The organism is Leptolyngbya sp. GGD, assembly GCF_026735145.1.
Lineage (GTDB): Bacteria > Cyanobacteriota > Cyanobacteriia > Leptolyngbyales > Leptolyngbyaceae > Leptolyngbya > Leptolyngbya boryana.
Genome location: NZ_JAPQKE010000001.1, coordinates 565,547 through 590,643, shown reverse-complemented (window position 1 = coordinate 590,643; position 25,097 = coordinate 565,547). Strand labels below are relative to the sequence as shown.

Annotated in this window: 18 protein-coding genes and 1 tRNA gene; 9 read left to right on the top strand and 10 right to left on the bottom strand. The window is 47.7% G+C overall.

The genetic code is table 11. The features are described 5' to 3' along the window. Window positions 1-95 precede the first annotated feature (95 nt). Window positions 96-176 (bottom strand) — tRNA-Leu (locus OU814_RS02830). Between the two features lie 87 nt (window positions 177-263). Next, window positions 264-1,877 (bottom strand): glycosyltransferase family 39 protein, encoded by a 1,614-nt coding sequence (locus OU814_RS02825; protein WP_268180305.1) that lies wholly within the window; start codon window positions 1,875-1,877, stop codon window positions 264-266. Window positions 1,878-1,952: 75 nt separating this feature from the next. On the opposite strand from OU814_RS02825, the gene coaE reads away from it, so the two are divergent. Together coaE and OU814_RS02815 are read left to right on the top strand one after the other, a co-directional pair. Next, on the top strand, window positions 1,953-2,534 hold the full coding sequence (coaE, locus tag OU814_RS02820) for a dephospho-CoA kinase (RefSeq protein WP_017290623.1): 582 nt from the start codon (window positions 1,953-1,955) through the stop codon (window positions 2,532-2,534). A 59-nt stretch (window positions 2,535-2,593) separates the two neighbouring features. Continuing rightward, window positions 2,594-3,181 (top strand): hypothetical protein, encoded by a 588-nt coding sequence (locus OU814_RS02815; RefSeq protein ID WP_017290624.1) that lies wholly within the window; start codon window positions 2,594-2,596, stop codon window positions 3,179-3,181. Window positions 3,182-3,488: 307 nt separating this feature from the next. Here OU814_RS02815 and OU814_RS02810 read toward each other — a convergent pair whose 3' ends face one another. Beyond that, on the bottom strand, window positions 3,489-4,457 hold the full coding sequence (locus OU814_RS02810) for a protochlorophyllide reductase (protein WP_190648847.1): 969 nt from the start codon (window positions 4,455-4,457) through the stop codon (window positions 3,489-3,491). A gap of 179 nt (window positions 4,458-4,636) precedes the next feature. On the opposite strand from OU814_RS02810, the gene OU814_RS02805 reads away from it, so the two are divergent. The 4 genes from OU814_RS02805 (at window position 4,637) to OU814_RS02790 (ending at window position 10,716) form a co-directional block, all read left to right on the top strand. Next, window positions 4,637-6,520, top strand: a complete 1,884-nt coding sequence (locus OU814_RS02805) for a cation:proton antiporter (RefSeq protein WP_268180301.1) — start codon at window positions 4,637-4,639, stop codon at window positions 6,518-6,520. A gap of 29 nt (window positions 6,521-6,549) precedes the next feature. Further along, complete coding sequence (locus OU814_RS02800; RefSeq protein ID WP_268180300.1) at window positions 6,550-7,848, top strand: glutamate-5-semialdehyde dehydrogenase; 1,299 nt, start codon at window positions 6,550-6,552, stop codon at window positions 7,846-7,848. A gap of 81 nt (window positions 7,849-7,929) precedes the next feature. Beyond that, on the top strand, window positions 7,930-9,312 hold the full coding sequence (locus OU814_RS02795) for a hypothetical protein (protein WP_017290628.1): 1,383 nt from the start codon (window positions 7,930-7,932) through the stop codon (window positions 9,310-9,312). Between the two features lie 108 nt (window positions 9,313-9,420). Next, complete coding sequence (locus OU814_RS02790) at window positions 9,421-10,716, top strand: hypothetical protein (RefSeq protein WP_268180297.1); 1,296 nt, start codon at window positions 9,421-9,423, stop codon at window positions 10,714-10,716. A gap of 124 nt (window positions 10,717-10,840) precedes the next feature. On the opposite strand, the gene tpiA is transcribed toward OU814_RS02790, so the two are convergent. From tpiA to OU814_RS02770, 4 genes are all read right to left on the bottom strand, one after another. Then, window positions 10,841-11,566 carry a triose-phosphate isomerase gene (gene tpiA, locus OU814_RS02785; RefSeq protein WP_190648832.1) on the bottom strand — a complete coding sequence of 242 codons (726 nt, stop codon included), beginning with the start codon at window positions 11,564-11,566 and terminating at the stop codon, window positions 10,841-10,843. A gap of 137 nt (window positions 11,567-11,703) precedes the next feature. Next, window positions 11,704-13,971 (bottom strand): FG-GAP-like repeat-containing protein, encoded by a 2,268-nt coding sequence (locus OU814_RS02780; RefSeq protein ID WP_268180294.1) that lies wholly within the window; start codon window positions 13,969-13,971, stop codon window positions 11,704-11,706. Between the two features lie 184 nt (window positions 13,972-14,155). Continuing rightward, a complete protein-coding gene (locus OU814_RS02775) occupies window positions 14,156-14,956 on the bottom strand; it encodes an SWIM zinc finger family protein (protein ID WP_268180292.1) in 801 nt (266 codons plus the stop codon). A gap of 3 nt (window positions 14,957-14,959) precedes the next feature. Continuing rightward, window positions 14,960-18,007, bottom strand: a complete 3,048-nt coding sequence (locus OU814_RS02770) for a DEAD/DEAH box helicase (protein ID WP_268180290.1) — start codon at window positions 18,005-18,007, stop codon at window positions 14,960-14,962. Window positions 18,008-18,486: 479 nt separating this feature from the next. Between OU814_RS02770 and OU814_RS02765 the strand changes: the two genes are divergently transcribed. Both OU814_RS02765 and OU814_RS02760 read left to right on the top strand, forming a co-directional pair. Beyond that, the gene (locus OU814_RS02765) at window positions 18,487-20,634 is read left to right on the top strand and encodes a polyribonucleotide nucleotidyltransferase (RefSeq protein WP_017290634.1); all 2,148 of its coding nucleotides are present in this window, start codon (window positions 18,487-18,489) and stop codon (window positions 20,632-20,634) included. Window positions 20,635-20,728: 94 nt separating this feature from the next. Beyond that, the gene (locus tag OU814_RS02760; RefSeq protein ID WP_017290635.1) at window positions 20,729-22,414 is read left to right on the top strand and encodes a cation:proton antiporter; all 1,686 of its coding nucleotides are present in this window, start codon (window positions 20,729-20,731) and stop codon (window positions 22,412-22,414) included. A 20-nt stretch (window positions 22,415-22,434) separates the two neighbouring features. On the opposite strand, the gene OU814_RS02755 is transcribed toward OU814_RS02760, so the two are convergent. The 3 genes from OU814_RS02755 to OU814_RS02745 form a co-directional block, all read right to left on the bottom strand. Then, window positions 22,435-22,917: an adenosine-specific kinase gene (locus OU814_RS02755; RefSeq protein WP_268180286.1), complete on the bottom strand. Its 483-nt coding sequence runs from the start codon at window positions 22,915-22,917 to the stop codon at window positions 22,435-22,437. 36 nt (window positions 22,918-22,953) lie between these two features. Next, entirely contained in the window at window positions 22,954-23,745 is a 792-nt protein-coding gene (locus OU814_RS02750) for a tetratricopeptide repeat protein (protein ID WP_268180284.1), read from the bottom strand. An 85-nt stretch (window positions 23,746-23,830) separates the two neighbouring features. Continuing rightward, the gene (locus OU814_RS02745) at window positions 23,831-24,139 is read right to left on the bottom strand and encodes a hypothetical protein (protein WP_268180282.1); all 309 of its coding nucleotides are present in this window, start codon (window positions 24,137-24,139) and stop codon (window positions 23,831-23,833) included. A 166-nt stretch (window positions 24,140-24,305) separates the two neighbouring features. Here OU814_RS02745 and OU814_RS02740 point away from each other — a divergent pair, with 166 nt between their 5' ends. Beyond that, window positions 24,306-24,986 carry a hypothetical protein gene (locus OU814_RS02740; RefSeq protein WP_268180280.1) on the top strand — a complete coding sequence of 227 codons (681 nt, stop codon included), beginning with the start codon at window positions 24,306-24,308 and terminating at the stop codon, window positions 24,984-24,986. Window positions 24,987-25,097: the final 111 nt, after the last annotated feature.

The following is a 25,097-nucleotide window of genomic DNA, read 5'->3' as shown; positions in this document are numbered from 1 at the left end:
TAGAAAGGACTCTTAACATGCACCCTCTATTCTAGTGACTGATCAATTTTAAAAAGCAAAAAGGGAGACATCATGTCTCCCTTTTTCTTTAGGCATGCGGATGGCGAGACTCGAACTCGCAAGGCAATGCCACACGCACCTCAAGCGTGCGCGTATACCAATTCCGCCACATCCGCCTAAGCCTTATTTAGAATAGCAGAGAAGTGGGAATTTCGTAACAAGAATTTCGGAAAAAATTTTGAGCGGAGTCGAAAATCAAACGCTCAATTCCGGCATTCATATCCCGAATACGGTAGTCCGATGCGATATTGCCAGTCCGAATTTAACGCGCAAGTTCGATTCTGAAGCGCTAATGTTGTCGGAAAATCCCGTTTTCTCAATCCAGGCACGATCGCCCAAATCTCTTTGACATCCGCCGACAAACTTGCCAATCTGCTCCAAACTGCGCTGTCTCCTTGAGTTTTCGATAAAAACGCAAATTGAGAAGGCTGACAATTTTTGGGAGATTGTTGCTCAGTTGATTGAACCGCCAGAGCAAATCCTAAGCCGACCGCAATATCCTGAAAATCGTTATAAGCCATGACGATCGCTCGACAGTCTGTATCCGTCACGATATTTTGCGCTACTCGATCGGGAGTATAGGGCTTGAGAAAAACTAAGTTCGAGATTACGAATATACAACTGAGTGCGCCAACTCCATAGAGCATCCATTGCGAGCCTGCGCGCTGTTTCCAAAAACTCGCCCCAATTAATGCACAGACTGCCGGATAGTAAATAAAGTTGTATCGCGGCACTTGTGTAATATCTTTGCCGAGCACATAGACGATCGCTAAAAATTCCAGCAGCACTCCCCCGACAAAACTGATCAAGACCAGCGTTTCCCCATGTGTATCCGGATCTTTCCAGAGACACTTCAATCCGCGAATCATCCACCAAATGAGCCATCCTGCGAACAGCAGCATCGATACACTCGACAGCACAATGATCCAAGTCGGTTGAAACTCGACCGGAAATGCGACTACCATCACCAACCAGCCTGCCGCAAACTGATACAAAGGTGCTAAAAAACTCCACCAAGCAGTCTGAGACGTGGCTAACCAATCTGTTTCAGGACGAGTCATATGACTGATAAAAGTAGGCAGCCACGGCAACCCAATGGCAAAAATGCCAAATCCGGCGGCAACAATCGCGCCCCAACTCCGCCACCAAAACTTGGTCGCAGGTCTTAAGCGCATTTGCAGCACGATTAAGGCAAAAAACTGAGCGGCGATCGCGAGCACTAAAAAATAATGCACATAGAATCCAATGCCATTTACGAGAATCCACCCGATCCAAATCTTCGGATCGTGTCGCTGCTGGACTAAATTTTGTTGAATCCGAATCAAGCCCATCAATCCCGCGATTACAAACAGCATCGGAACTGTATAGTGGCGAGCTTCCTGGGAGAGATAGACCGCAAAAGGCGAAACTGCCATTGTCATGGCGGCGGCAATGCCTGCTGAAGTCGAGAAGGCGAAGCGATTGAGCCAATACACCCCGAAGATGGCTGCAACGCCTGCAACAGCGCTCAGCGATCGCAATTTCCAGATCCAATTGCCGGGAGCAAATTGCACCCACTGATGCATCCAGCAAAAAAATAGCGGCGGGTGTACTGATTGTGTCGAAACGGTTTGAGCAATATTCGCGCAAGTGGTTGGCTTCAGTTGAAACAACTGATCTAAAACAGATAGATTAAAAAACTGCTCTAAAGGAACTTCACCATAATTCCGTCCAAAGCTGAAAATTGCGGTAATGACTTCATCCATCCACAACGGTTTGAGGTCGAGGTTCCAAAATCGCAAAACCCCACCGATCAGCAGAACCGCAATCAAACTCATCCAGTGCTTCAAGAGAAAAAGATCGAAACTCCAGCCTGAAGATTACACTAAAACCGGGACTCTGGAGAAAAGCAGATGCGGGTGATTGGAATTACAGGCGGAATCGCCATGGGCAAGACAACCGTTTCAAACTATCTTGCAACGACTTACCATTTTCCGATCGTGGATGCTGATCTGGTCGCACGCGAGGCAGTTGCAGTCGGCTCGCCAATTCTGTCGCAAATTGTCGATCGCTATGGATCAAAGCTGATTCGACTCGATGGCACGCTCGATCGATCGCGCTTAGGAGCAATTATTTTTGCCGATCCAATCGAACGAGCGTGGCTAGAGCAGCAAATTCATCCCTATGTTCGTAAAGTTTTTGAAACAGAACGTGACCGTGCGACTGTGCCAACTGTGTTTGTGATTCCGCTGTTATTTGAAGCGCAAATGACAGATTTAGTCACGGAGATTTGGGTGATTACTTGTTCTGAGCAGCAGCAAATTCAGCGATTAATGCAGCGAGAGAAATTAAGTTTAGAGCAAGCCAAGGCGCGAATTCAGAGCCAAATGCCGATTCAAGAAAAGTGCGATCGTGCCACGGTGGTTTTAGAGAATTCCACTAGCTTAGAGGCATTATTAAAACAAGTGGATCAAGCCGTCGATCGACTCAGTTGACAAGGGGCTATCGTTGCCAGATAGACTGATCAAGGCACAATCCTCAGACAAAATTTATTATGGCAGCTACATTAAAACAAATAGCAGGTTATCTCGATGCTAAAGGCTGGAAATACCGAATTGATGAAGAGGGCAGTCGAATTTTGACTGGGGTATTCGGCTCAAATTTAGAAGATTTTTTAATTGTGATTCAACTCGATGAAGATGGCGAATTCTTTGAAATGTTTGCGCCACGAGTTTTAGCAGGCGTTCAGAATCATCCGCATAAGACTGCGATTTTACAAACCATGTTAGCGATTTCTTGGGAAACGAAGATGTTGCAGTGGGAGTATGATCCATCCGATGGTGAAATCCGCGCGATCATTGAGTTTCCGTTAGAAGATGCTCTGCTGACCGAACGACAGTTCAACCGCTGTTTGCTGAGCTTAGTCGAATTGGTTGATGAGTTAGCACTGCCGCGCTTGAAAACGGTCATGGAAACGGGTGAAGATCCAGGCGATCTCGAAGAAGGGGAACGCCTCTTGCTGGCATTGCAAGAAGAGTCGCCAGGATTGCTGACGGTGCTAGAACGAGCAATGGAAGCGAGAAAGCGTCGAGGACGGAGATTGCCTTCTGAGGAGAAGGATGATGATGAATCGTTGGCTTAATTGTTGAGGGGGCTGAGTTGTAGTGCTGCTAGTGAATTCCCACTCTGATTACTCAGTAGATCGGCGCAATTCGCTTGAAGATAGTTGCTTCATTGCTCACCCGCCCTGAACTGGAAGTTCGGGCTAACCGTGCCAAGTGGGTTTCAACCCACTGAAGAAGCCGTTTTCATTGGCTGTTAGTCCCAGAGCGGACTTCGCACAGTTAGCCCCGAATTCATTCCGGGGCGGGTGAGCAACGAAGCGAACGGACTCATCTACTGATTCGCGGGGACAAGTGCGAATCGATATCACCATTCAGCACCTTCATTTAAGCGAGTCCAACAAGCTTCTCGCTCAACTCCCACATGCGTTTTGCTTTTGCGTCATCAGTTACTTTTTCAGACAACTCTTGCACGAAAGATTCGCGTCCTTCTTTCTGCCGATTTCCCCAACTCCAATGCACGCCTGACTGCTTGAACTCAGGATCAGCGACCACTTGAGCAGTTCGCTCCCCTGCTAGCTCTTGCGACACATAGCCTCCCGTAATGTTCTTTTGGAACCAGGGGAAGACTTTTTGGAAGACGGGTAAACTATTGCGGAACAAGGGTGTATCTGCGACGCAGCCTGGATAGAGTGTGTTGAAAACAATGCCAGTCGAATCGTGATAGCGACGATGTAGCTCTCGGCTAGTAATCATGTTGCACAGCTTACTATCCTTGTAAGCTTTTCCTGCCTTAAAGGGTTTGCCATCAATCATCGCGATCGGGGCTTTGAATCCAGCTTCTAATCCTGACAAATCGCCCAAATCTGCTGGAGCCGGAATTGGAATCTTGCCGCCTAATTCTTTCGAGTTCGCCGTCACTGTTCCTAAGATGATCAACCGGGGATCATTATGAGTCGAATGTTTCAGGTCTTCGAGAAGCAAATTGCACAAGAGAAAATGCCCGAAGTGATTGGTTGCAACGCTCAGTTCGTAGCCTTCAGGGCTGCGCATCGGCTCTTTGAGTAACGGCATGTAAACGGCTGCGTTACATACGAGAGCATCCAGAGACTTGCCGCTTTCTCGAAACTGGGTGACAAACTTGCGAACGCTTTCTAATGAACCCAGATCGATATGCATCAGAGTATAGCTATCAGGCGGCATGCCGAGAGATTTGGCAGCGCTCTCTGCCTTCTCTAAATTTCGACAAGCCATCACCACATGCCAACCTCTTTTCACCAAAGCTTTTGCTGCGTACAAGCCGACACCAGAGGACGCGCCAGTAATTACAACCGTGGGTTTTTGATCCTGTGCCATTTTCTTAAATCTTCGTGAATCGTTGACTGTCTTCATGTTCCCACATGAGCGATCGCAGATTTCCCTTTCAGCTATTACAGAATGTTGAGTAACAAAATATTGCGAATAATCACGGTCTTGGCTGCATTATTAAAGAGTGAAGCCTGTTATTCTGTCTTCTTGCCCCTTGTTCTGCGTTTATGGATGCCACGCTCGCAACAACCTTACAAATTGTCATCACAGTGATGGCAGGAATTGGAGCGCAGGTCGTTGCGGAATGGGTGCAGATTCCGGCGATCGTCTTTTTGCTCTTGTTTGGGGTGATTTTAGGATCGAGCGTGCTGAATTGGTTGCATCCGGATCAGTTGGGGACTGGGCTAGAAGTTCTGATTGCGCTTTTGGTGGCAGTGATCTTGTTTGAAGGCGGATTTAATCTGCAATTGAGAGAACTGGGTCGAGTGTCAGGCAGTTTGCGGAATTTGGTGACGATCGGGACGCTGATCACAATATTGGGCGGAGGATTAGCCGCGCATTGGTTGAGTGAATTTCCTTGGTCGATCGCGTTTCTATATGCTGCGTTAGTCGTGGTCACAGGCCCCGTTGTGATTAACTCGCTGCTGCGGCATGTAAAAGTCGATCGACAAGTTGCGACGATTTTAGAAGGGGAAGGCGTGCTGATTGACCCCATCGGCGCAATTTTGGCAGTGGTTGTGTTGAATGTGGTTTTGAATGGTCAGTCGAATCCGTTCAACATTGCCGGAGATTTGATCCTCCGCTTAGGCATTGGGGGTGGAATTGGAGCCATCGGAGCTTGGCTCATGGGCGTTTTGCTCCGGCGGGCGACGTTTCTCTCTGAAGACTTGAAAACCTTAGTGGTTCTGGCTGGATTGTGGGGCTTGTTTGGGCTAGCACAGACGATTCGCAGTGAAGCAGGATTGATGGCAACGGTGGTTGCGGGCATCGTGCTGAGAGCGTTTGCGCTGCCCGAGGAACGATTGTTGAAACGGTTTAAAGGACAGCTAACGACTTTAGCGGTTTCGGTACTGTTTATTTTATTGTCGGCAGATTTGTCGATCGCTGGAATTCTTGCGCTGGGTTGGGGTGGATTATTCACAGTGTTTGCTTTAATGTTCGTAGTTCGTCCGATTAGTGTTTTCGCTTGTACTTGGAAGAGTGATCTCAATTGGCGACAAAAAATCTTTCTCAGTTGGATTGCTCCCCGGGGAATTATTGCGGCTTCTGTTGCGTCAATTTTTGCGATTCTTCTGACGCAACGAGGTATTAACGGGGGTGATTCGATTAAGGCACTCGTCTTTTTGACGATTATATTAACCGTCGTATTGCAATCCGTGAGTGCTCAGATGCTTGCGAATCTGTTGAAGATTACCGCAGAAGATACGACTGGCGCGGTGATTGTGGGATGTAGTCCTTTGAGTTTGTTGATTGCAAGATTGTTTCGCGATCGCGGAGAATCGATCACGCTGATCGACACTGATCCAGACTCTTATCCTACCGATGCGAATTTGACAGTTTTTATTCGCAGTGCTTTAGATACAGATGTTTTAGAAGAAGCGGGCTTAGCTTCAGTGGGAACTTTTCTAGCAATGACAAATAATAGTGAGGTGAATCTGGTCTTAGCTCAAAGAGCGATCGAGGAATTTGCACCGCCGCGTGTGTTGTCGGTATTTCCGGCGGATGCGACGGCTTCGATCAAGATTCAGGGAGCATTTACGGCACAGTTTAATTTGAAAACTTGGAATCAGTTTCTCGCGGATAATGCCGTGAAGTTAGGAGAGACGGAGTTTGGCGAGAATTTTGAAGCACAACAGGCATATCTGCGATCGCTGATTGACTCTGAAACGGTGCTGCCAGTTTTACTCGAACGGGACAATAGTTTACAAGTTTGTCCTGCCGAGATGACTTGGCAAGTGGGCGATCGATTAATTTACCTCTTGCATGATCCCAAACCGAAGTTACTCAAAGTTCTCGGTGGTTCAAATCAAACGAAATTGACGTTAGAAAAACTATCAGAGATCGAGGAGATTCCGGTGCTTGAAGCCAGCGTTGACGAATCTTCGGTATGATTGATGGGTTGCATTCGTCTTGTTGAACTATGACTGCCTCGACTGGAATTTCGCTTACAACTTTGGCGCAGCAAACTCAAGCCGCAGCCCGTCAGCTTGCGGTGCAACCGACCGAACGGCGCAATGATGCGATCGCCAAAATTGCTGATGCGTTAGAAAGTCATGCTGCTGAAATTCTCGCAGCGAATGCAGCAGATTGCGAAGCGGCAAAATCAGATGGAATTGCATCAGCTTTGTATGCCCGATTGAAGTTAGACGAGGCAAAACTGAAAGCTGCGATCGTGGGCGTTCGAGATGTCGGAAAGCTCGCTGATCCGATTGGGGCGGTTCAGATTCATCGCGAATTAGATGAAGGCTTGATTCTGAAGCGAATTACTTGCCCCTTGGGTGTTTTAGGCGTGATTTTTGAAGCCCGACCCGATGCGGTGATGCAGATTTCTAGCCTTGCGATTAAGTCGGGCAATGGTGTGATTCTTAAAGGTGGGAAAGAAGCAATTCGATCGTGTGAAGCATTAGTCAAAGCAATTCAAGAAGGACTATCACAAGCAGGAATCGATCCATCTGTGGTACAACTTTTGACTACACGAGAAGAAACGCTGGAGCTATTAAAGCTTGATCAGTATGTGGATTTGATTATTCCTCGCGGCTCGAATTCGTTTGTGAAATTTGTTCAAGACAATACGCGAATTCCAGTGCTAGGTCATGCTGATGGAATTTGCCATTTGTACGTCGATCGAGCAGCGGATATTCCCAAAGCCATTCAAATTGCAGTCGATTCTAAAACGCAATATCCGGCAGCTTGTAATGCGATCGAGACTTTACTAGTTGATCAAGCCATTGCGTCAGAATTTCTTCTCGAAGCGGCTCCGGCATTTCAAGCGAAGAATGTTGAACTGCGGGGAGATGAACGCACTCGTGAAATTCTCAACATTCCAGCAGCAACCGAAGCAGATTGGTCAACCGAGTACAGTGATTTGATTCTGGCAATCAAGATTGTGGATTCGACAGAAGATGCGATCGCTCATATCAACACTTACGGCTCGAAACATACCGAAGCGATCGCAACCGAAGATGCAAAAACGGCGCAGTATTTTCTCGATCGAGTCGATGCAGCAGGTGTATATCACAACTGTTCGACTCGATTTGCCGATGGGTTCCGCTATGGATTTGGTGCAGAGGTTGGGATTAGTACCCAGAAGATGCCGCCGCGAGGTCCAGTTGGGTTAGAAGGGCTAGTGACTTACAAGTATCAGCTAGTTGGAAATGGTCAAATCGCAGCAACTTACTCAGGCGCAAACGCGAAACCCTTTACACATCGAGACTTGTAGGAAGTACCCAGACGGGCACTGTCGATCGCTTGGCTCCTGGAAGACGATAGATTCGTTCCCTAAACAACAGGAGTTCCAAAGATGGCGATTGACGAAACCAAAATGGTGCAGTCGATTTATGACACGCTGTTTAATGCCTATACTAAAACCCCTCCAGGTGGACTACCTGCTGGCAGTCAGGCGGATAAAGTTTTTATCACGATGGTTCCGGGTGGAGAGCCGATCAATGTTGCTCAGTATGCAAATCCGGTTAGTCCGCTGAATCCACAAGGCATTCCTGCCGCTGCTGAAAACTTTTCTCGATTGGTCGATCGTGTGCCGCTAGTCAATGGCACGTTTGTAGACACAGGCAAGAAAGTTTCTGAAGTCTACAAACAAGTGGTTGAAGGTGCAAGTGTAACTCCGCAACCTGTCGATCCAGCACTCAAAGCAGCTTACGATGCAGCATTTGATCTGCTCAATGACAAAGGACAAGACTTCAACGATTTGGGACAACCGATCGAAGTCGATGTTGATTCGATGCTTTATGTAAACTACAAGCGCAAGCAAAATGCTTACATTGATGCAGTCGCTTCTTTTGTCGCAGAGTCTTCTAAGTATGACATGACGAAACCTGCGGATCAGCGAGCTTGGGCAATGTTGGGACCGTCGCTGCAACGTCGCTTGGTCACAGCTTGGAATGATTTCCAAACGGCTCAGGCGAAACGCGTAGAAGACGCGCTTGCAACAATGGCACAGTCTGCCACAAATCAGGTCGGTCGTGTGTTCAAAGATGCTCAAGAAAAACTGGTACTGCTCGAAAAAGGCAGTGCTCGTGATCAAGCTGAAAAGTACTTTGCAAGCTATGCTTTCCCGGCAAATTGGTACTCGTCGAGTGCTGCTCAAGGCTGGTCTTCTCTGAGTTTTACCTCTTCGCGCTATCAGTTAAATGAAAGCTCTAGCTTCAAGAAATTTGGCGGTGGAGCGAAGTTCAATTTGGGCTTGTGGAGTGTGGGCGGCGGAGCTTCGCATAGTGAAACTCGTCGGCATATGGATAGTCAAACTGATGATCTGTCGGTGAGCTTCCGGTATGCGCGGATTAATATCGATCGTCCTTGGATGAATCCGATGATCTTCGATCTGCCCGGTTGGAAGTATGGGGTCATGGGTAAAGGAAGCATTGCTTCGGGTAATCCGGCGACCGCAGATGGCAGAATTATGCCGTTGTTGCCGACGGGTTTTATTGTCGTGCGCGATTTGAAGATTAGCGCGACTTGGAGTAGTGCTGAGAAAGACTACATTAGTAAATCGACCAAAGGTGGCGGTAGCTTTGGTTGGGGTCCATTCTCGGTGGGTGGATCATATGAATCGAATTCGACGAATTTCCGCTTCCAGTCTGAATTTGATGGACGGACTTTATCGGCTCCCGGACTGCAATTGATGGCATTCATTAACGCAGTACTCCCGATGTCGCCGAAGGAATAGGTTACGCATCGAGTCGGGCAGTACTTGGAAAACCTCCTCTTTGATCAGAGGAATCGTTGAAAGTGCTGCCTGATGATCTGTTGATTCATCGACTGTGGAGAGATTGTGATGCCGATCGATCAAATTGCCCTCATTCAAACCGTTTACGATACGATTTTTTCAACTTTAGTTCAGCCTCCGCGACCCGGCGCACCCAATGCGCGATCGCAAGAAATGCTCTTAACTTTGGAATGGCCCGGTCAACAACTCGATGCCAGCCAGTACCAAAATCCCTGGACTCCTCAAAATCCCAATGGTTCGACTTTAGCGACTGAGATGTTCTCAGCGTTGATTGATGCGATTCCGCTGGTCGATGCAACTTATGTCGATTCGGGCGTAACCGTTGAGGAAATGTACGAGTTTGCTTTAGCCGCGAATGCGATTCCATTGCCGCCGGATGCCAGTGGTCAAGTGCCCCCCAATCCGGTGAATGTTACGTTGCAAAATGCTCGACAATTGTTTGAGCATACCAAGATGGCAAGTGTAATTCAGCCTGTTCTGTCATATCGTCCGTCCTATGCGACTCCTGGGAATTGGTGTGATGAAGCAGCCATGCAAACTTGGACGCAGATCAATGTCAACTCAAATCAGACGAAAAAGATCGCAGATTCGCCCTTTGTGCGCGTCGGAGGCGCAAAACGGATCAAAGACGGGATTTGGAAATTACCCAAAGGTGGCATAAAGCTAGGTGGAACGATTGAAACTCCGCCGATTAAAATATTACCAATCGATCCGGAAATCCTCCGTCGTACTCGAATCAATCCTCGTCTCGATCGTGTAGTTGCTCGTCCATTGAATACGGCGACGCTTGCAACGCCAGCAGTGACGGCAAAACAAGCGCTGCAAATGCAACATATCTCACCGAATCCAATGTTAGTCAGTCGGATTCGACCTGATATTTTAGAGAAAATCAAGCTGCGTCCGTTAGAAGATCGAGCGATCGATACCGAAACGAAAGACTTGAATATCTCATTCCGATGCTGTCGCGTCAATTTCTCGCGTCCCTGGTTGCTGAAATCGTTACTCGAAATCACAGGCTGGACGTTGCCAGGACAAGCGCCCGGAAGCTTATCTTCTGGAAAGTTAGAAGAAAATTTTGGCTCGTTTCCGCTGTTGCCGATCGGGTTTATTGCAGTGCGTGATCTGAAGATCAGTGCGAATTGGAGCAAAGTCGATCGAGAATTTGCAACGCAGGTCGCTTCTGGAAAACAAGCGATCGGGTTTGGCCCATTCTCGCTGAGTGGTAACTATGCCGAATCTGACAGAACTTACACTTCAAGCTTTGATGGCGTCACGATTTCTTCGCCGGGTCTACAAATTCTGGGCTGGATCAATCTGGTGATTCCGTTCGCGCCGCCAGCGTAGGGAAATTGGTTGACTGTGCTGTGTTTATAGCGAATCAAGAGTGGGGAGTAGGGAACTACAAAAGGCATCACACCCTACTCCCCACTCCCCACTTTACAAATGATTTAGGACTGTTACATCTAAATTAGACGTAATTCACAATCCGTGCAAACCCTTTCGGATCAAGGCTTGCACCACCGACTAAAGCCCCATCAATCTCAGGCTGTGCCATGATTTCATCAACATTCTCAGGCTTCACTGAACCGCCGTATTGAATCGTGACATTTGGATTGGTCAACTTACTGCGGATTAATCCAATCACGCGATTGGCTTCGATCGCTTCACAAGTATCTCCAGTCCCGATCGCCCAAATTGGCTCATAGGCAATCACCAGATTCTCCTGGTCAACGCCGACTAAGCCGAGTTCTAATTGTTTGAAAATGACGGCTTCGGTTTCGCCGGCATCTCGTTGCTGCTTACTTTCACCTACACAGAGAATCGGTTTTAATCCGGCTTTCTGTGCAGCTTTCAGTCGTAGGTTTACGGTTTCGTCGGTTTCGCCAAAAAATTGTCGTCTTTCGCTGTGCCCGATCACGACATAGCGCACACTCAATTCTTGCAACATCGCAGCCGAAATCTCGCCTGTAAAAGCCCCAGACTCTGCCCAATGAACGTTTTGCGCCCCAACTTGAATCCGACCGCCGTGCAAGTTTTTCGACAACACTGCTAAATCAGTAAACGGCACACACAGTAAAACTTCTCGATCGTCTGGTGTCTCGTCTAGCTGAGGCTTAAACTCCTGCAAAAACTCCAAGGTTTCTGCTTGAGTCTTAAACATTTTCCAGTTGCCAGCAATGATAACTTTTCGCACGGTTTTTCAGAAATAAACAGATTAAATTGCACTCTCCAGTCTACGGCTTTGGGGGGACAGTTCGATTTCGGATTTTAGATTTTGGGAAGTGAATGGGGAAGTGGGGACTCTACTCCCTACTCCCCACTCCCCACCTCTTAGAGCGCGATCGCATTCGGACGAATCTGCGCCCGCCAGTCTAGAGGCTCCGTGGTGAAAAGGAATTGCTGGCTAGTCGGAGTCTTACCATCCATCAGCCAGATTGCCGTTTCACCTGTGATATTGTTGCGCCAGATCAGATCGGCTTTTCCGTCGCCGCTGGTATCTCTGGCTCCATTCACTGCCCAGGCTTGATCTGCGATTTGAGCGATAAAGCCTGCATCGGCTAGGGACGTTCCATTCAAGAGCCAGACTGCGTTCTCGCCCGTTTGGATATTGCGCCAGACTAAATCTGCCTTGCCATCGCCACTGGTATCACAGACATCTGCAATTCGCCAGCCTGGAGTCGTGGTTTGCAGAATGAATTGCTGGCTGGTTGAGGTCAGACCATTCATCAGCCAAATCGCATTCTCCCCGGTGACATCATTGCGCCAGATTAAATCTGCTTTGCCATCGCCACTGGTATCTCGGGCTGCAACAATCCGCCAATCTTGGTTCGGGATTGGCGCAATAAAGCCTGCAGACGCGATCGCATTACCATTCATCAGCCAGATGGCATTCTCTCCGGTGCGGGTATTTCGCCAGACGAGATCGGCTTTGCCGTCATAGTTAAAGTCTGTGACATCGGCGACTTGCCACCCTGCTTCAACGGTTATCAGTGAAGTCGCGCTTATCCGATTGAAGCCATCCATCAGCCAGACTTCGGTTTCTCCGGTTGCCGAATTCACCCAGAAAATGTCTGCTGTGCCGTCATTGTTGAAATCGCGCGAAGCGGCGACTTGCCAGTTTTGACTCGCTAGGGTCGGGATCAAGCTGGTTGACTCGATACTTGTTCCATCCATCAGCCAGATCGCATTTTCTCCGGTTGAGGTGTTGCGCCAGAGAAGATCTGTTTTCCCGTCTGCGTCAAAGTCACGCGTTGAGACAATGCGCCAGTTTGCTCCGGTGATCGCTGTAAAGGCTGCCTCGGTGACTTGTGTACCGTTCAGGAGCCAGATTGCGGTTTGATTAGTATTAGAATTTTGCCATGCTAAATCGACGCTGTTATCGCCGTTGAAGTCGGGCAAGGCACAGTCGTTGTCGCTCATGCGGGTCAGTTTCACATTCAGCGGCAAATTCTGTGGGCTGAGCGCTGCATTTACGGGTGGATTCAAATTGATCTGGAGATTCTTATCCAAAACTGTTGGAGAATTGCTCAGTCCGGTGAGAGTGACGCTCCCGGTCGTTTGCCCCGCCGCGATCGTAATGAAGTTATTTGACAGTTGATAGTCAATTCCTTGGATGGCATCGCCTGAGATGAGTAAGGGAATCGTCACAGTTTGAGTCGAAGCAACATCTAAGGTCGCCGTAATATTAAAGCTGCCACTTGGCTTGATTACCCGCGTCCCGCCATCAAAATCGACGAGTGGAATGTACGGCCCATCAAATGTATTAATTGCCAGATTGTTGACTTCGTGGAAATTGAATTGATTGCCTGTGGACGCTGCAAAACCAAATTTAAACGTGCTAGGTAAAGCCCCATTGCGATCACTTTGGGTGATGTTGAAGTCACTGATTAGTTTTTCATCGACTTCTAAGGTGCCATTGCCATTGACATCGAAGGAGACAGAGAGGTTGCCGTTGGGGTTGAGATCGATGCCGACTCGGCGACGGGCAGTGGTGCGAACAGATGTGTTGACATCGATTCTGTTTCCTCCCGGCAGTTTTGCGTTGGTGAGGAGCGCATAGTTGAGAGATTCTTTGCCGCGAACTGCGATCGTTTGTGAAGAGAATCCTGTACCGCCTGCTCCATAGCCAGTGTTGGAGAAGTTACCAAATTCATCAAAGCCAATCCCCAAATAGCCGCCTTCGAGTCCTGCTACGGTTGGAGATTGGGTTGAATCAGAGGAGTATCCTAAGCTACCTCCGACTGCTCCACCCCTCGTTGGGTTCGCCGCTCCATCAATGAGAAAAAAGCTAATGCCGTCTGCACCATTTCCGCCATAGGCGTAGAGATCAAATTGTACAGACAGTCCGCTGGCTGAGTTAATCGGTTGGTCGTAGATGACGAATGAGCCTTGATTTTGTGTGTTATTGGTCAGCCGCAGTACGCCATTTCCAGGGGTGTCTGTTCCTCCTCCGGGTAAGCCGCCTGCTGAGGCAGAAGCGTTACTACGAGCGGTCAAGATAGGCGGAAGCGCCCCGTCTCGACTGGTTCCAAAGAGCCAGTTCAATTGGCTGACATCTGCGTTTGCGAAAGATTCGGTTAAGATGCTTTGTCCCGGCATGATTCACCCAACAATTTTTGTGTCCATTGATTTGATTACTTAACCATTCTTGGGCACTGTTCTCTAGCGGGTTCGTGAGCTTATGAGTAATTTTTTATACCGAAATGCTCAATACAGAGTTTCCTGTACCGCTTCTCTACGCTCGTGAACACAGTCTAAAACTGATTTTGATTTCTAAAAGAATTTACGGAGAACCTGCGGTCATCGCAGTTTGCACGGCTGCAATGCTGACGGTTTGATAGATCGATTTTAGGGTTTCCATTGCGGCTTGATTTGCGGGTGGCTCGATGGGGAGAAGTCCGAGTACATCCAGCACAGTTTCGCTGCTAGGAGGCGGGGTAATGACGATGAGAGATGATTCCAGTTGTTCGTCGTAGTTCCAAAGTCGATCGCGATCGAGCGGGGTTGTAGGACGGACTGCCGCAATTTCAGTCTGAGGTTCGTCACTGCCAGAACTGCGAATTTTTCGTAAGGCGCTAATGATTTCTTCTTTGCTGCGTCCGCGCAGTTGGAAGAGAACGAATGGATCTTCGCTAAAGCGATCGCCGAGTAGATAGTAAACGGCTCCGATATGTTTACAAGGATTTGCAGGATCGGGGCACGAACAACGGCTGTGAATATCGAATTTATTGAATGGAAAAAGGCTTAAGCCATTCGCAGTAAAGACATCTTGAATGTTTTGAGGCATTTCGCCAGCAAGCAGTTTTGCGGAGAAGATCGCACGTTCTGCCATTGATTCGATGATGTAGCTCCATTGTTCGTCGGTAAAGCGATCGAGCGAAAATGAGACTTCATATGGTTCGGGGGCAGTTCCCTGAACCATTGCTTTGACTTTAGGGCCAACGAAGTCAAGGCTTAACACATTGCCTTGTCGGGCATAGTTGCGGGCGCGAGCTAATCGCTGAGTGAATCCGATCCGCTCTAGAACTTCGATCCACTGTTCTGTCCACCATTCTCGATTGGGAGGTGAATAACTATCTGTCATGGTTTATTCCTCAATTACCGCAGTTCGATCGAGTAAGAGTAAGTCTCTGAGTTGATCGGTGTTTAACTCAGTCAGCCAGTTTTCACCTGTGCCGACAACTTGCTCGGCTAGGGCTTTCTTGGACTCGATCATGTCGTGAATTCGTTCTTCTAAGGTTCCGGTACAAACGAATTTGTGAACCTGAACATTGCGAGTCTGACCAATGCGGAAAACACGATCGGTCGCCTGATTTTCAACAGCAGGATTCCACCAGCGATCGTAGTGAAACACATGATTCGCTCGCGTCAAATTCAAGCCAACGCCGCCTGCTTTGAGCGACAGAATGAAGATTCTTGGTGCTTGCGGATCGTTTTGAAAGCGATCGATCATGGCTTCGCGCTGTTTTTTGGGCGTACTGCCGTATAGGAAGAGTGTTTCTCGTCCCAATTGTTTTTCGAGATGCGGTTTGAGCAGTTTGCCCCATTCGGCGAATTGCGTGAAAATTAATGCGCGATCGCCTTCTGAAACTGCTTCTTCGAGCATTTCTTCGAGACGTTGCAGTTTTGCGGATCGATTAGATTCAGCTTGTTCTTCTTTGTTGAACAAAGCGGGATGATTGCAAATTTGCTTGAGCTTCGTGAGCAGTGCAAGAATAATTCCTTTGCGTTGAATTCCGTCTGCCGCTTCGATTTCCGCGAGTGATTGATCAACGGTTGCTTGGTATAAGGCAGCTTGTTCGGCAGAAAGTCCGCAGTAGACAGCCATTTCCTGCTTTTCAGGGAGGTCTTGAATGATAGTTTTATCGGTTTTGAGGCGGCGCAAAATGAAAGGTTGAGTCAGAGATCGCAAAGTTTGCATCGAGGTTGTATCGCCATAGCGTTCGATCGGAATGGCAAACCGTCTTTGGAAGAAGTTCTTTTGTCCCAAATAGCCGGGATTGAGGAAGTCAAGAATTGACCATAGCTCGGTTAAGCGATTCTCAACAGGGGTTCCGGTGAGCGCAATGCGAAATTCTGCTTCGAGTTCTCGAACGGCTTGAGATTGTTTGGCTTCCGCGTTTTTAATGTTCTGTGCTTCGTCGAGAACAATTCCTTGCCACTCGACAAGCTGAAGGGATTTGAGATCGCGTTGAACGAGGGTATAGCTCGTAATGATTAGATTGGCACTTTTAGCAGATTTGGCGAAGGCTTGATGCTGCGATCGCTTGTCGCCGTGATGCACGATGACTTTTAAGGTCGGTGCAAATTTTTTCACTTCTCGTTCCCAGTTTCCGAGCACAGACGTGGGACAAATTAGGAGGATCGGTTGCTCTAATAGTTTGTTCTGTTTGAGCGTCAAAATAAAGGCAATGAGCTGAATCGTTTTGCCAAGACCCATATCATCTGCCAAACACGCGCCCAGTCCCCATTTTTCTAGAAATTGCAACCAAGCGACACCGCGAGCTTGATAAGGTCGCAACTCGCCTCGGAATTCTTTGGGGGTTTCGATTTCTTCGAGCGTTCCGGTTCCGGTTAAGGTTGTGACTAGCTCTTGCAATGCACCCGATGCTTCAAAACTGACGACTGGCAGTTTCTCGATCGTTTGAGTATCGCCTGTACTAATTCGCAAAGCATCTTCGAGCGAGAGCGTGGTTTGATCTTTTCGAGCCGCAAAGAAAGACTGAGCAGATTTGATATCTGACGATCGCAGTTCGACCCACTCGCCGTTAATCTCGACTAAAGGTGAATTCTGAGCGACTAAGCGATCGAATTCTTTTTTGCTTAGGCTCTGACCCCCGATCGACAATTCCCACTGAAAATTCAGCAAGCCTTGTAAGCCGAGTTTTCCTTTTTTCTGCTTGGTTGGTGTTGACGCTTTGATGCGTAGACCCAAGCGATTTGCCAGTCCGCCGCGATTCGCCAAGCTCTCCGGGAGAATCACCCCAATCCCACTATCCTGCAAGCGCCAAACCGTATTCATGATGAATTCGTACGCCTGTTTTGGGTCGAGTTGCAGGGCTTGGGGTCGAGCGTCTTGCAGGCTTGGTTCAATCAGCGGATACAGCCGAGAAGCGAGTCCTAACCCCATGAGTAAAGTCTCTTGCGGTCGTTCGATGATGCGTCCTTCATGCTGCAACCGTTCGACAGGATTTCGCCAAATGATCGGAGCACTGACTGTGAACTCCGGATCATCGATCGCTTGGAGCAAGTATTCAATCACCCAACTCTGATACGCTTCAACGGGTGGAATCAGCTTGAGACAAACGCGAAACTGTTCTTGATCTTTTTGTAATGGCGCTTTCCAAATCTCTAGTGCATTCGATAGCGTTGTTGCATCTGTTTCACTGAGCGTTGCAGCTTTTGTTCCTAATCCTTGTATCCAAGTTTGTAAAAGCGATGAGGGTTTGGCGATGCTCACCGATTGACGCACTTGAGCATCGACCATGTGATTCAGAAAATCTCGCAGCAGATCTTGAGGTTCGATCGGCAAATCAATCGCGAGTTCTTCCCCAGACTGATAGAGGCGACACACGGAAGGCATCTGTCGGATAAAATGCCGCGATCGCATCTGATCGGTGGAGCTATCAAGCAGAACTTCCCAATGATGCAAGCCGGGGAGAAACTTCGATCGAGCTAGCAAATCTAAAGCCCATCTCGCGACATGCGACCAAAATCGTAAATCTCCGCCGACAAAAGATTCCTCGCCGAGCGTTCCGAGCGGCACAGAATTGAGCAATTCAAATGCTTGAGCAGGTTCAAGCCACAGTCCTGCGACCTGCCACGGATACAGCACCCACTCAGACACCGGAGCCGCTGAAAGTTGAGGAGCATCTCCTTCAGTCGGCAGCGCTAAACCGCGAACTTGCCAATTTTTTAGGGTCGTTGCTGACTTCCGCCCCCGTTTTGTATCCTCTTCTAAGCTCGGCACTTTTAACGGCAAAGCTTCTAAAAACGTCAGCAACTCAGACTGATTCATCGCATAGGGATGGAGCGGAACGCCTGGAGCATCTTGTTTTGCTTCTAAGCGCCGCCAAGTCTCACCCCATAGAAAAAAACCGCCCTGAGAAACCCAACTACCGTGTAAAACTGCCATGCTGATCTATATGGATAAAAGCAAATAATCCTGAATTGGTGATTTAATCTTCCAAGACATCTCACGTTTGACTTAGAATCCGCTGCAAAATTTAATTTTAGCGATCGCGATTTCTCAATACAGAAAATCAATAAGCTTGATATTTTATTAAGTAGTTTAACAAGCCGTTAACATTGTTGAACTGTTGCGTTTACGCGATTATTCTAGCGCGATCGCACAAGGCAGGTTGCCCTTGATTTCGCTTGACCCTTCTGGCTTTAGATCCGGAGTAAAAGAACAAGAACGCTCATTTTCTCCAAGCTCTAACTTAAAAAAACCTTCACTATAGATCAAATAGCAAATCCTGCCACATTTCTTATTGAGTCGAGCAGAAACCTCCCGAAAATCTCCCGGTATTTGCAAATAAAAAAAGCAGCAAAAGTATATCAGTGTTACGATTGCAAGAACACTAAAAAAGAGAAGAAAGGACAATACACTTCATGCAAGAGTTCGAGAAGTCAATATCCTTTGATGGTAGGGATATTCGACTCAAAGTAGGCTTGTTAGCACCCCAAGCTGGAGGTTCAGTTTTAATCGAATCTGGAGACACGGCAGTCCTCGTTACCGCGACCCGTGCGAATGCCAGAGAAGGAATCGATTTTCTACCTCTGTTGGTTGATTACGAGGAGCGCTTATATGCAGCCGGGCGAATTCCCGGTGGCTTCCTCCGACGTGAAGGACGACCCGCTGAAAAAGCAGTTTTGACGAGTCGTTTAATCGATCGCCCCTTGCGCCCCCTATTTCCCTCCTGGTTACGAGACGATATTCAGGTCGTCGCTACCACAATGTCGATGGATGAGCGAGTTCCTCCGGATGTTTTAGCGGTCACAGGTGCGTCGATCGCTGTACTCCTCGCGAAAATTCCATTTAATGGTCCGATGGCTGCGGTGCGAGTTGGATTAGTCGGCGATGATTTCGTGATCAACCCCACTTATAAAGAAGTGGAAACGGGTGATTTGGATCTCGTCGTGGCTGGTTCTCCCGATGGCGTGATCATGGTTGAAGCTGGCGCGAATCAACTGCCAGAAGCCGACATGATCGAAGCGATCGATTTCGGTTACGAAGCGGTGCGCGATCTGATTCAGGCACAGCGCGATTTGCTTAAAGAATTGGGAATTGAACTGGTGCAAGAAGATGCGCCTGTGATTGACCAAACTCTAGAGAATTTTATTCGAGAGCGAGTGACCGCTCCTGTGAAAGAAATTCTCGGGCGGTTCGAGAAAGATAAACCGACTCGCGATGCAGCATTAGATGAAGTGAAGGCTTCGGTGGTGACGGCGATCGCAGAATTAGCCGAAGACGATCCGGTGAAAGTTGCCGCAGCCGCAGATTCTAAAGCGCTGAGCAATACTTTCAAAGATGTGACGAAAACGCTGATGCGTCGTCAAGTCGTCGAAGATAATGTGCGCGTAGACGGTCGGAAATTAGATGAAATTCGTCCGATCTCTTGCCGAGTTGGGGTGTTGCCTCAGCGGGTGCATGGCAGCGGCGTGTTTAATCGTGGATTGACTCAAGTTTTGTCGATCGCGACGTTAGGTAGCCCAGGCGACGAGCAAGAAATGGATGATTTGCATCCAGACAGCGAAAAACGCTACTTGCATCACTATAATTTCCCGCCTTTCTCAGTCGGCGAAACCCGACCGATGCGATCTCCCGGTCGGCGTGAAATTGGTCACGGGGCATTAGCCGAGCGTGCTCTGGTTCCCGTCTTACCTCCGAAAGAGCAATTCCCGTATGTGATTCGGGTCGTCTCAGAAGTGCTGTCTTCTAACGGTTCGACCTCAATGGGTTCGGTTTCGGGTTCAACATTGGCGTTGATGCATGCAGGCGTTCCGATTTCTAAGCCTGTGAGTGGTGCAGCGATGGGCTTGATCAAAGAAGGTGAAGAAATTCGCATTCTGACCGACATCCAGGGAATTGAAGATTTCTTGGGCGATATGGACTTCAAAGTGGCGGGAACCGATACCGGAATCACGGCATTGCAGCTCGACATGAAGATCTCAGGTCTACCGATGGATGTGATTGCTTCAGCCATTCATCAAGCGAAACCCGCTCGATTGCACATTCTCGGCAAAATGCTAGAAGCGATCGACCAACCGCGTCCGGAGTTGTCTCCTTATGCACCTCGCTTGCTGACGATCAAGATTGATTCTGATCAAATCGGCATGATCATTGGACCAGGAGGCAAGACGATTAAAGGCATCACCGAAGAAACGGGAGCCAAAATCGATATTGCTGAAGATGGAACTGTGACGATTAGCGCGATCGAAGGCGAGAAGGCGAAACGGGCGAAAGCGATCATTCAAGGCATGACTCGCAAGCTGAGTGCTGGAGATGTTTACGCTGGAAAAGTCACACGAATTATTCCGATTGGGGCTTTTGTGGAATTCCTGCCGGGTAAGGAAGGAATGATTCACATTTCGCAACTGGCTGATCATCGAGTTGGCAAGGTTGAGGATGAAGTCACGATCGGAGATGAAGTGGTTGTGAAAATTCGGGAGATTGATAACCGAGGACGAGTGAATTTGACTCGCCTAGGAATTCATCCGGATGAAGCAACTGCGGCGCGAGAAGCTGCAGCGAAGTAGAACGCTTTAGTTTAAGCTTCAATCTTTCCTGAAAAGGGAAGCTAGACCTCACATCTAGCTTCCCTTTTGTCATATTGAGGCATCGCATAACTCGATGGGCAGACAACCTGGCGAATTTGGAATTGGTATGATGAGTGCGATTTCATGGATAGGAGGCTCATCAGTGATAGAGTGGTCGATCGCTCAACAAACTTCTTTGGACAGCAATTCAGCTGTTGATACACAGACAGCCGCTACTATCCCCGAAGTAGTCATCATTTTAATTATTCTGCTGCTGATTGCGACCATTGTTGCTTTAGTCACTCAAAGTCTGAGAATCCCTTATGTAACTGGATTAGTTTTAGCAGGGTTGCCAATTACGGAGCTTTGGTCGCGACGGATTGGATTAGATCCTGTCTTGGTTTTAAATCTTTTCCTTCCGATTCTGATTTTTGAAGCGGCAATTAATACAGATATTCGTCGTCTCCGCAGCACTTTTAAACCGATCGCGCTATTAGCAGGACCAGGTTCGATCTTTTCCTCAGCAGTTATTGCAACTCTACTAAAGTTTGGACTGGGACTCGATTGGATTTCTGCCTGTCTGGTTGGCGTGATTTTGGCAAACACGGATACCGTCTCCATGATTGCTGTATTCAAGGAGATCCGCGTTCCTTCTCGATTAACAACAATTGTGGAGGGAGAAACACTCTTCAATGATGCGGCTGCGCTAGTCTCGTTTAATTTACTTCTAGTTGTCTACGCCACAGGCTCGCTTACCGCTGTTCAAGGAATACGAGAAGTGCTCTTAGTTGCAATCGGCGGGGCAATGGTTGGAGCCGTTTTAGGGTATTTATGCCTTCCCATCTTTGTGCGATTGCAAGATCCGTTAAGTAGCCTTTTATTAACAGTTGCGCTGGCATTAGGAACGTTTCAGATTGGGCAATCTCTGGGTGTTTCGGGTGCAGTATCAGTTGTGGTTGCGGGGCTAATTTTTGGCAATTTGGGGCTGTCTCGAAGTTCTTCTGCGTCAGAACGAATTGCGCTCTTGAGCTTTTGGAACTATGCCAGCTTTGGTGTGAATACTTTTATCTTTTTGCTGATTGGGATTGAAATTAATATCGAAACGCTGTGGAAAATTGCGCCTGCGATTCTGTTTGTGATTTTGGCATATCAATTAGGTCGGATTCTCTCTGTCTACTTACTCCTTGCAGGACTGCGTTGGTTCGATCGACCGATTCCACTCGTCTGGCAGCATGTTTTATTTCTGGGCAACATTAAAGGCTCACTCTCGATGGCATTAGCCTTGAGCATTCCGCTGACCGTGACGTATCGAAGTGACATTATTGCTCTGGTATTTGGTGCGGTCTTATTCTCTCTCGTTGGGCAAGGATTAAGCTTGCCCTGGATGGTCAAACGGCTCAAAATTGCCCGTATTTCAGATACATTGCAGCAGGCAAAGCAATTGCAGATGCAGTTAATTGCGTCGAAAGCGGCTCAGGAAGAACTCAGTAGTTTGCTGAGATCGGGGGTACTCCCGAAGGCGATTTATGAAGAGTTATGGGCATCCTACCAAGTCCGGGTCGTGCAATCTGAGCACGTGCTCCGCGACCTGTACAATCAACGTCAATCAACTCGTCGCGAGCCTGAGCACAGTGAGCTAGATGCAATTCGACGACGATTGCTGCTGGCAGAAAAAGGGGCCGTGGCGAATGCACTCCGCAAACAGATTTTGCCTGAAGATCTGGTGCAGACATACATCAAAGAGTTAGATGAGAAACTTCTAACGTTAGAAGATGACTAGCATGGGCGATCGTTGAAGAATTAGCACTTGTATCCAATTTGGCGTAAGAATGCTTGTCGAGTTTGAATGTCTTTATCTGTTTCCACACCTTTCGGTGAGAATCCATCAATGACACCTAAAATTCCGCGACCTTGTTCACTTTCTGCCACAATGACTTCAACAGGATTCGCAGTCGCGCAGTAGATGCTGCACACTTCAGGGCATTGTTTGATCGCGTTGAGAAAGTTAATGGGATAAGCATCCTTCATGAGGATAACGAAGCTGTGTCCTGCTGCGATCGCTTGAGCATTTTTCACAGCGACTGCTTCTAAGGTTGGATCATTGCTGGCTTTCCGAATCAAACAGGGTCCTGATGCTTCACAGAAAGCAATCCCAAACTTGACTTGAGATGAAATCCCGACCAATATTTCATACAAATCTTCAACGGTTTTAATGAAATGAGTTTGACCCAAAATTAAATTGCTGTCTTCAGGAATGTCTAATTGCACTGTTTTCAGTTCCATGTTGAGTTCTCCTGAGCACACTTCTAGCCGATAGATCTAGAACATAACCTTGAGAATCTTGTGAAGAGGCGCTTTAATCGATCGCGATTTGGTGTCATGCCGACTCATTTGAAGTTTTTGCACTCGAGCTAACGCTGCTCGGTAATTTGCTTGATCTCCTCGTGCTTTAAAGAGTTCGGCTGCTTTTTGGAAATCTGCGATCGCATGTTCAGTATCACCTTGGTCAAGGTAAGCTAAGCCTCGATTATCATAAGCCTCGCCAGAAGTTGGATCGATCTGAATTGCCGTTGTATTGTCTGCGATTGAACCTGTCAAATCCCGAATCATTCGACGTGCTTCACCTCGACTAAAGTAAAGTACAGCAAGAGTGTCTCCAGGAACTCCGAGATTCAGGGCTTGAGTGTAGTCTTCGATGGCTGGTTGGTACTTTTTGAGATAATGACGAGCCGCTGCTCGATTAAAGAAGGCTAAAGCTTGATATGGAGATAATGCGATCGCTCGAGTTGCATCTGCTTCTGCATGCTCGAACTCATCGACCATCAAATACAATCCTGCCCGATTGGCATAAAGTCTTGCATTGTTGGGATGAAGCTCGATCGCACGGTCTAAGTCCGAAATCGCGCCTCTAAAATCGCCTCGATTTGCCTTTTCAACCGCTTGCCAGAGCCAATCTTCAACCGTAATTTGAGCAATAGAGATGGCTTGATTTTGCAAGTTTGAAGAGGATGAGTATTGCACTGCTTGAACATCATTTCTGATCGAAAATCCCTCGATCAGAAGTGCGATTGCAACACTAAAGCTCAGCATAACTTTTGAGATGCTGCTCATAACAAAACTTCCTTCAGCATTCGATTGCTGAGTTTTGATGACGTTTGGAAAAAATGTCGTCGATTGCTTTCGACCTCTTACAGGCTCATTTGTTACAGATTAAATCTGCCCAATACAACTGAGCTAAGAGATCTTGAATTTTACTAAACAATGGCAGATTCCCTTGGCGATTGAGTTTGAGTTCATCTTGTACCAGCACGGTTGCAGCATTGACTTTAGGAGCGGCGGGCAATCGAGGTAGATGGGTTTCGGAAATTAAGGCTGTCGATTGTGGTACAACGATCGCTGGATTTTCTTGCGGCTCAGTTGGTTCATCCCACGGATCAGGGATGGAATATCGATCGATATCTAACAAGCCGAGAGAGGGTCTGTCTGAAGCAATATTTAATAACATCATTGCCTCCTCTAAATTGTTATTTCTCCTCACTGCAATCGTAAGCAACAAAGTTGAGGAACTTGTGAGATTTGATCAGAATCGGTGATCCTCACAAGTTTCTCAAACTCTTCTTTTACTGTGAACTCTGAGGAAAGATCGTTCAATTCCTCAGAGGAGGTATGCTATGACATCGCTGAAATCCTCAAGATTGATTGGCGCGAGTCTACTCGGTCTGGTCTCGTTGGGTGGAATAGGTTATGTGATTTGGCATCTTGTCCAACCTCGTCTCTATCCAACCGATGCCAGCCAACTTTTTCCTACAGATCAATCGACTGTGGAAGCCACGAGAGAGGTTCTAAGCTGCACCATCACAATGGCAGAAATTGATACACCTCACCCGCCGCTTCCCGTCTATTTTGCTGCCAATAATCCGACGAGTCGGATCGTGGGTCACTTAGACAATCATGTGTTTGTCACGGTGGCAACAGAGCAAAATGGATGGTTCTTGATTCAGAATCCTATGCAAGGCTGGATTCCAAAAACACAGACCCAAAATAGCTGTAATGAAAAAGTCGAATTGGTCAAGTTTAGTCCGAAAGGAGGTCGAAGTGAGATCGCCGATCGATTTGTGGGATCAGGAAGCCACCTTTATCGTGTCCCGCTTACTCAAGGATCAACGCTAACGGTCTCGAATACGCGCGGTGTGTTGCCTTTTGTCCTTGATCCAGACGGAGAAATGTTTGGAAATCCGAAAGAGAGCCAAATTAATTGGACAGGTCAAATTCCCCGCACTGGAGTTTACACCTTAGAAATGCTCTCGCAGCATAAAGGCTATCGATATGCTTTTACCGTTTCTGTAAACTAAGGCGAAGTTGCTATGCAGTGGAGAGAGTTGGAAACAGTAGATTCTAGTATTCGTTTCGACAATATTGCTGATCTGTACTGGCGATGTACTAGCGTGAACGTTGCCGTAACT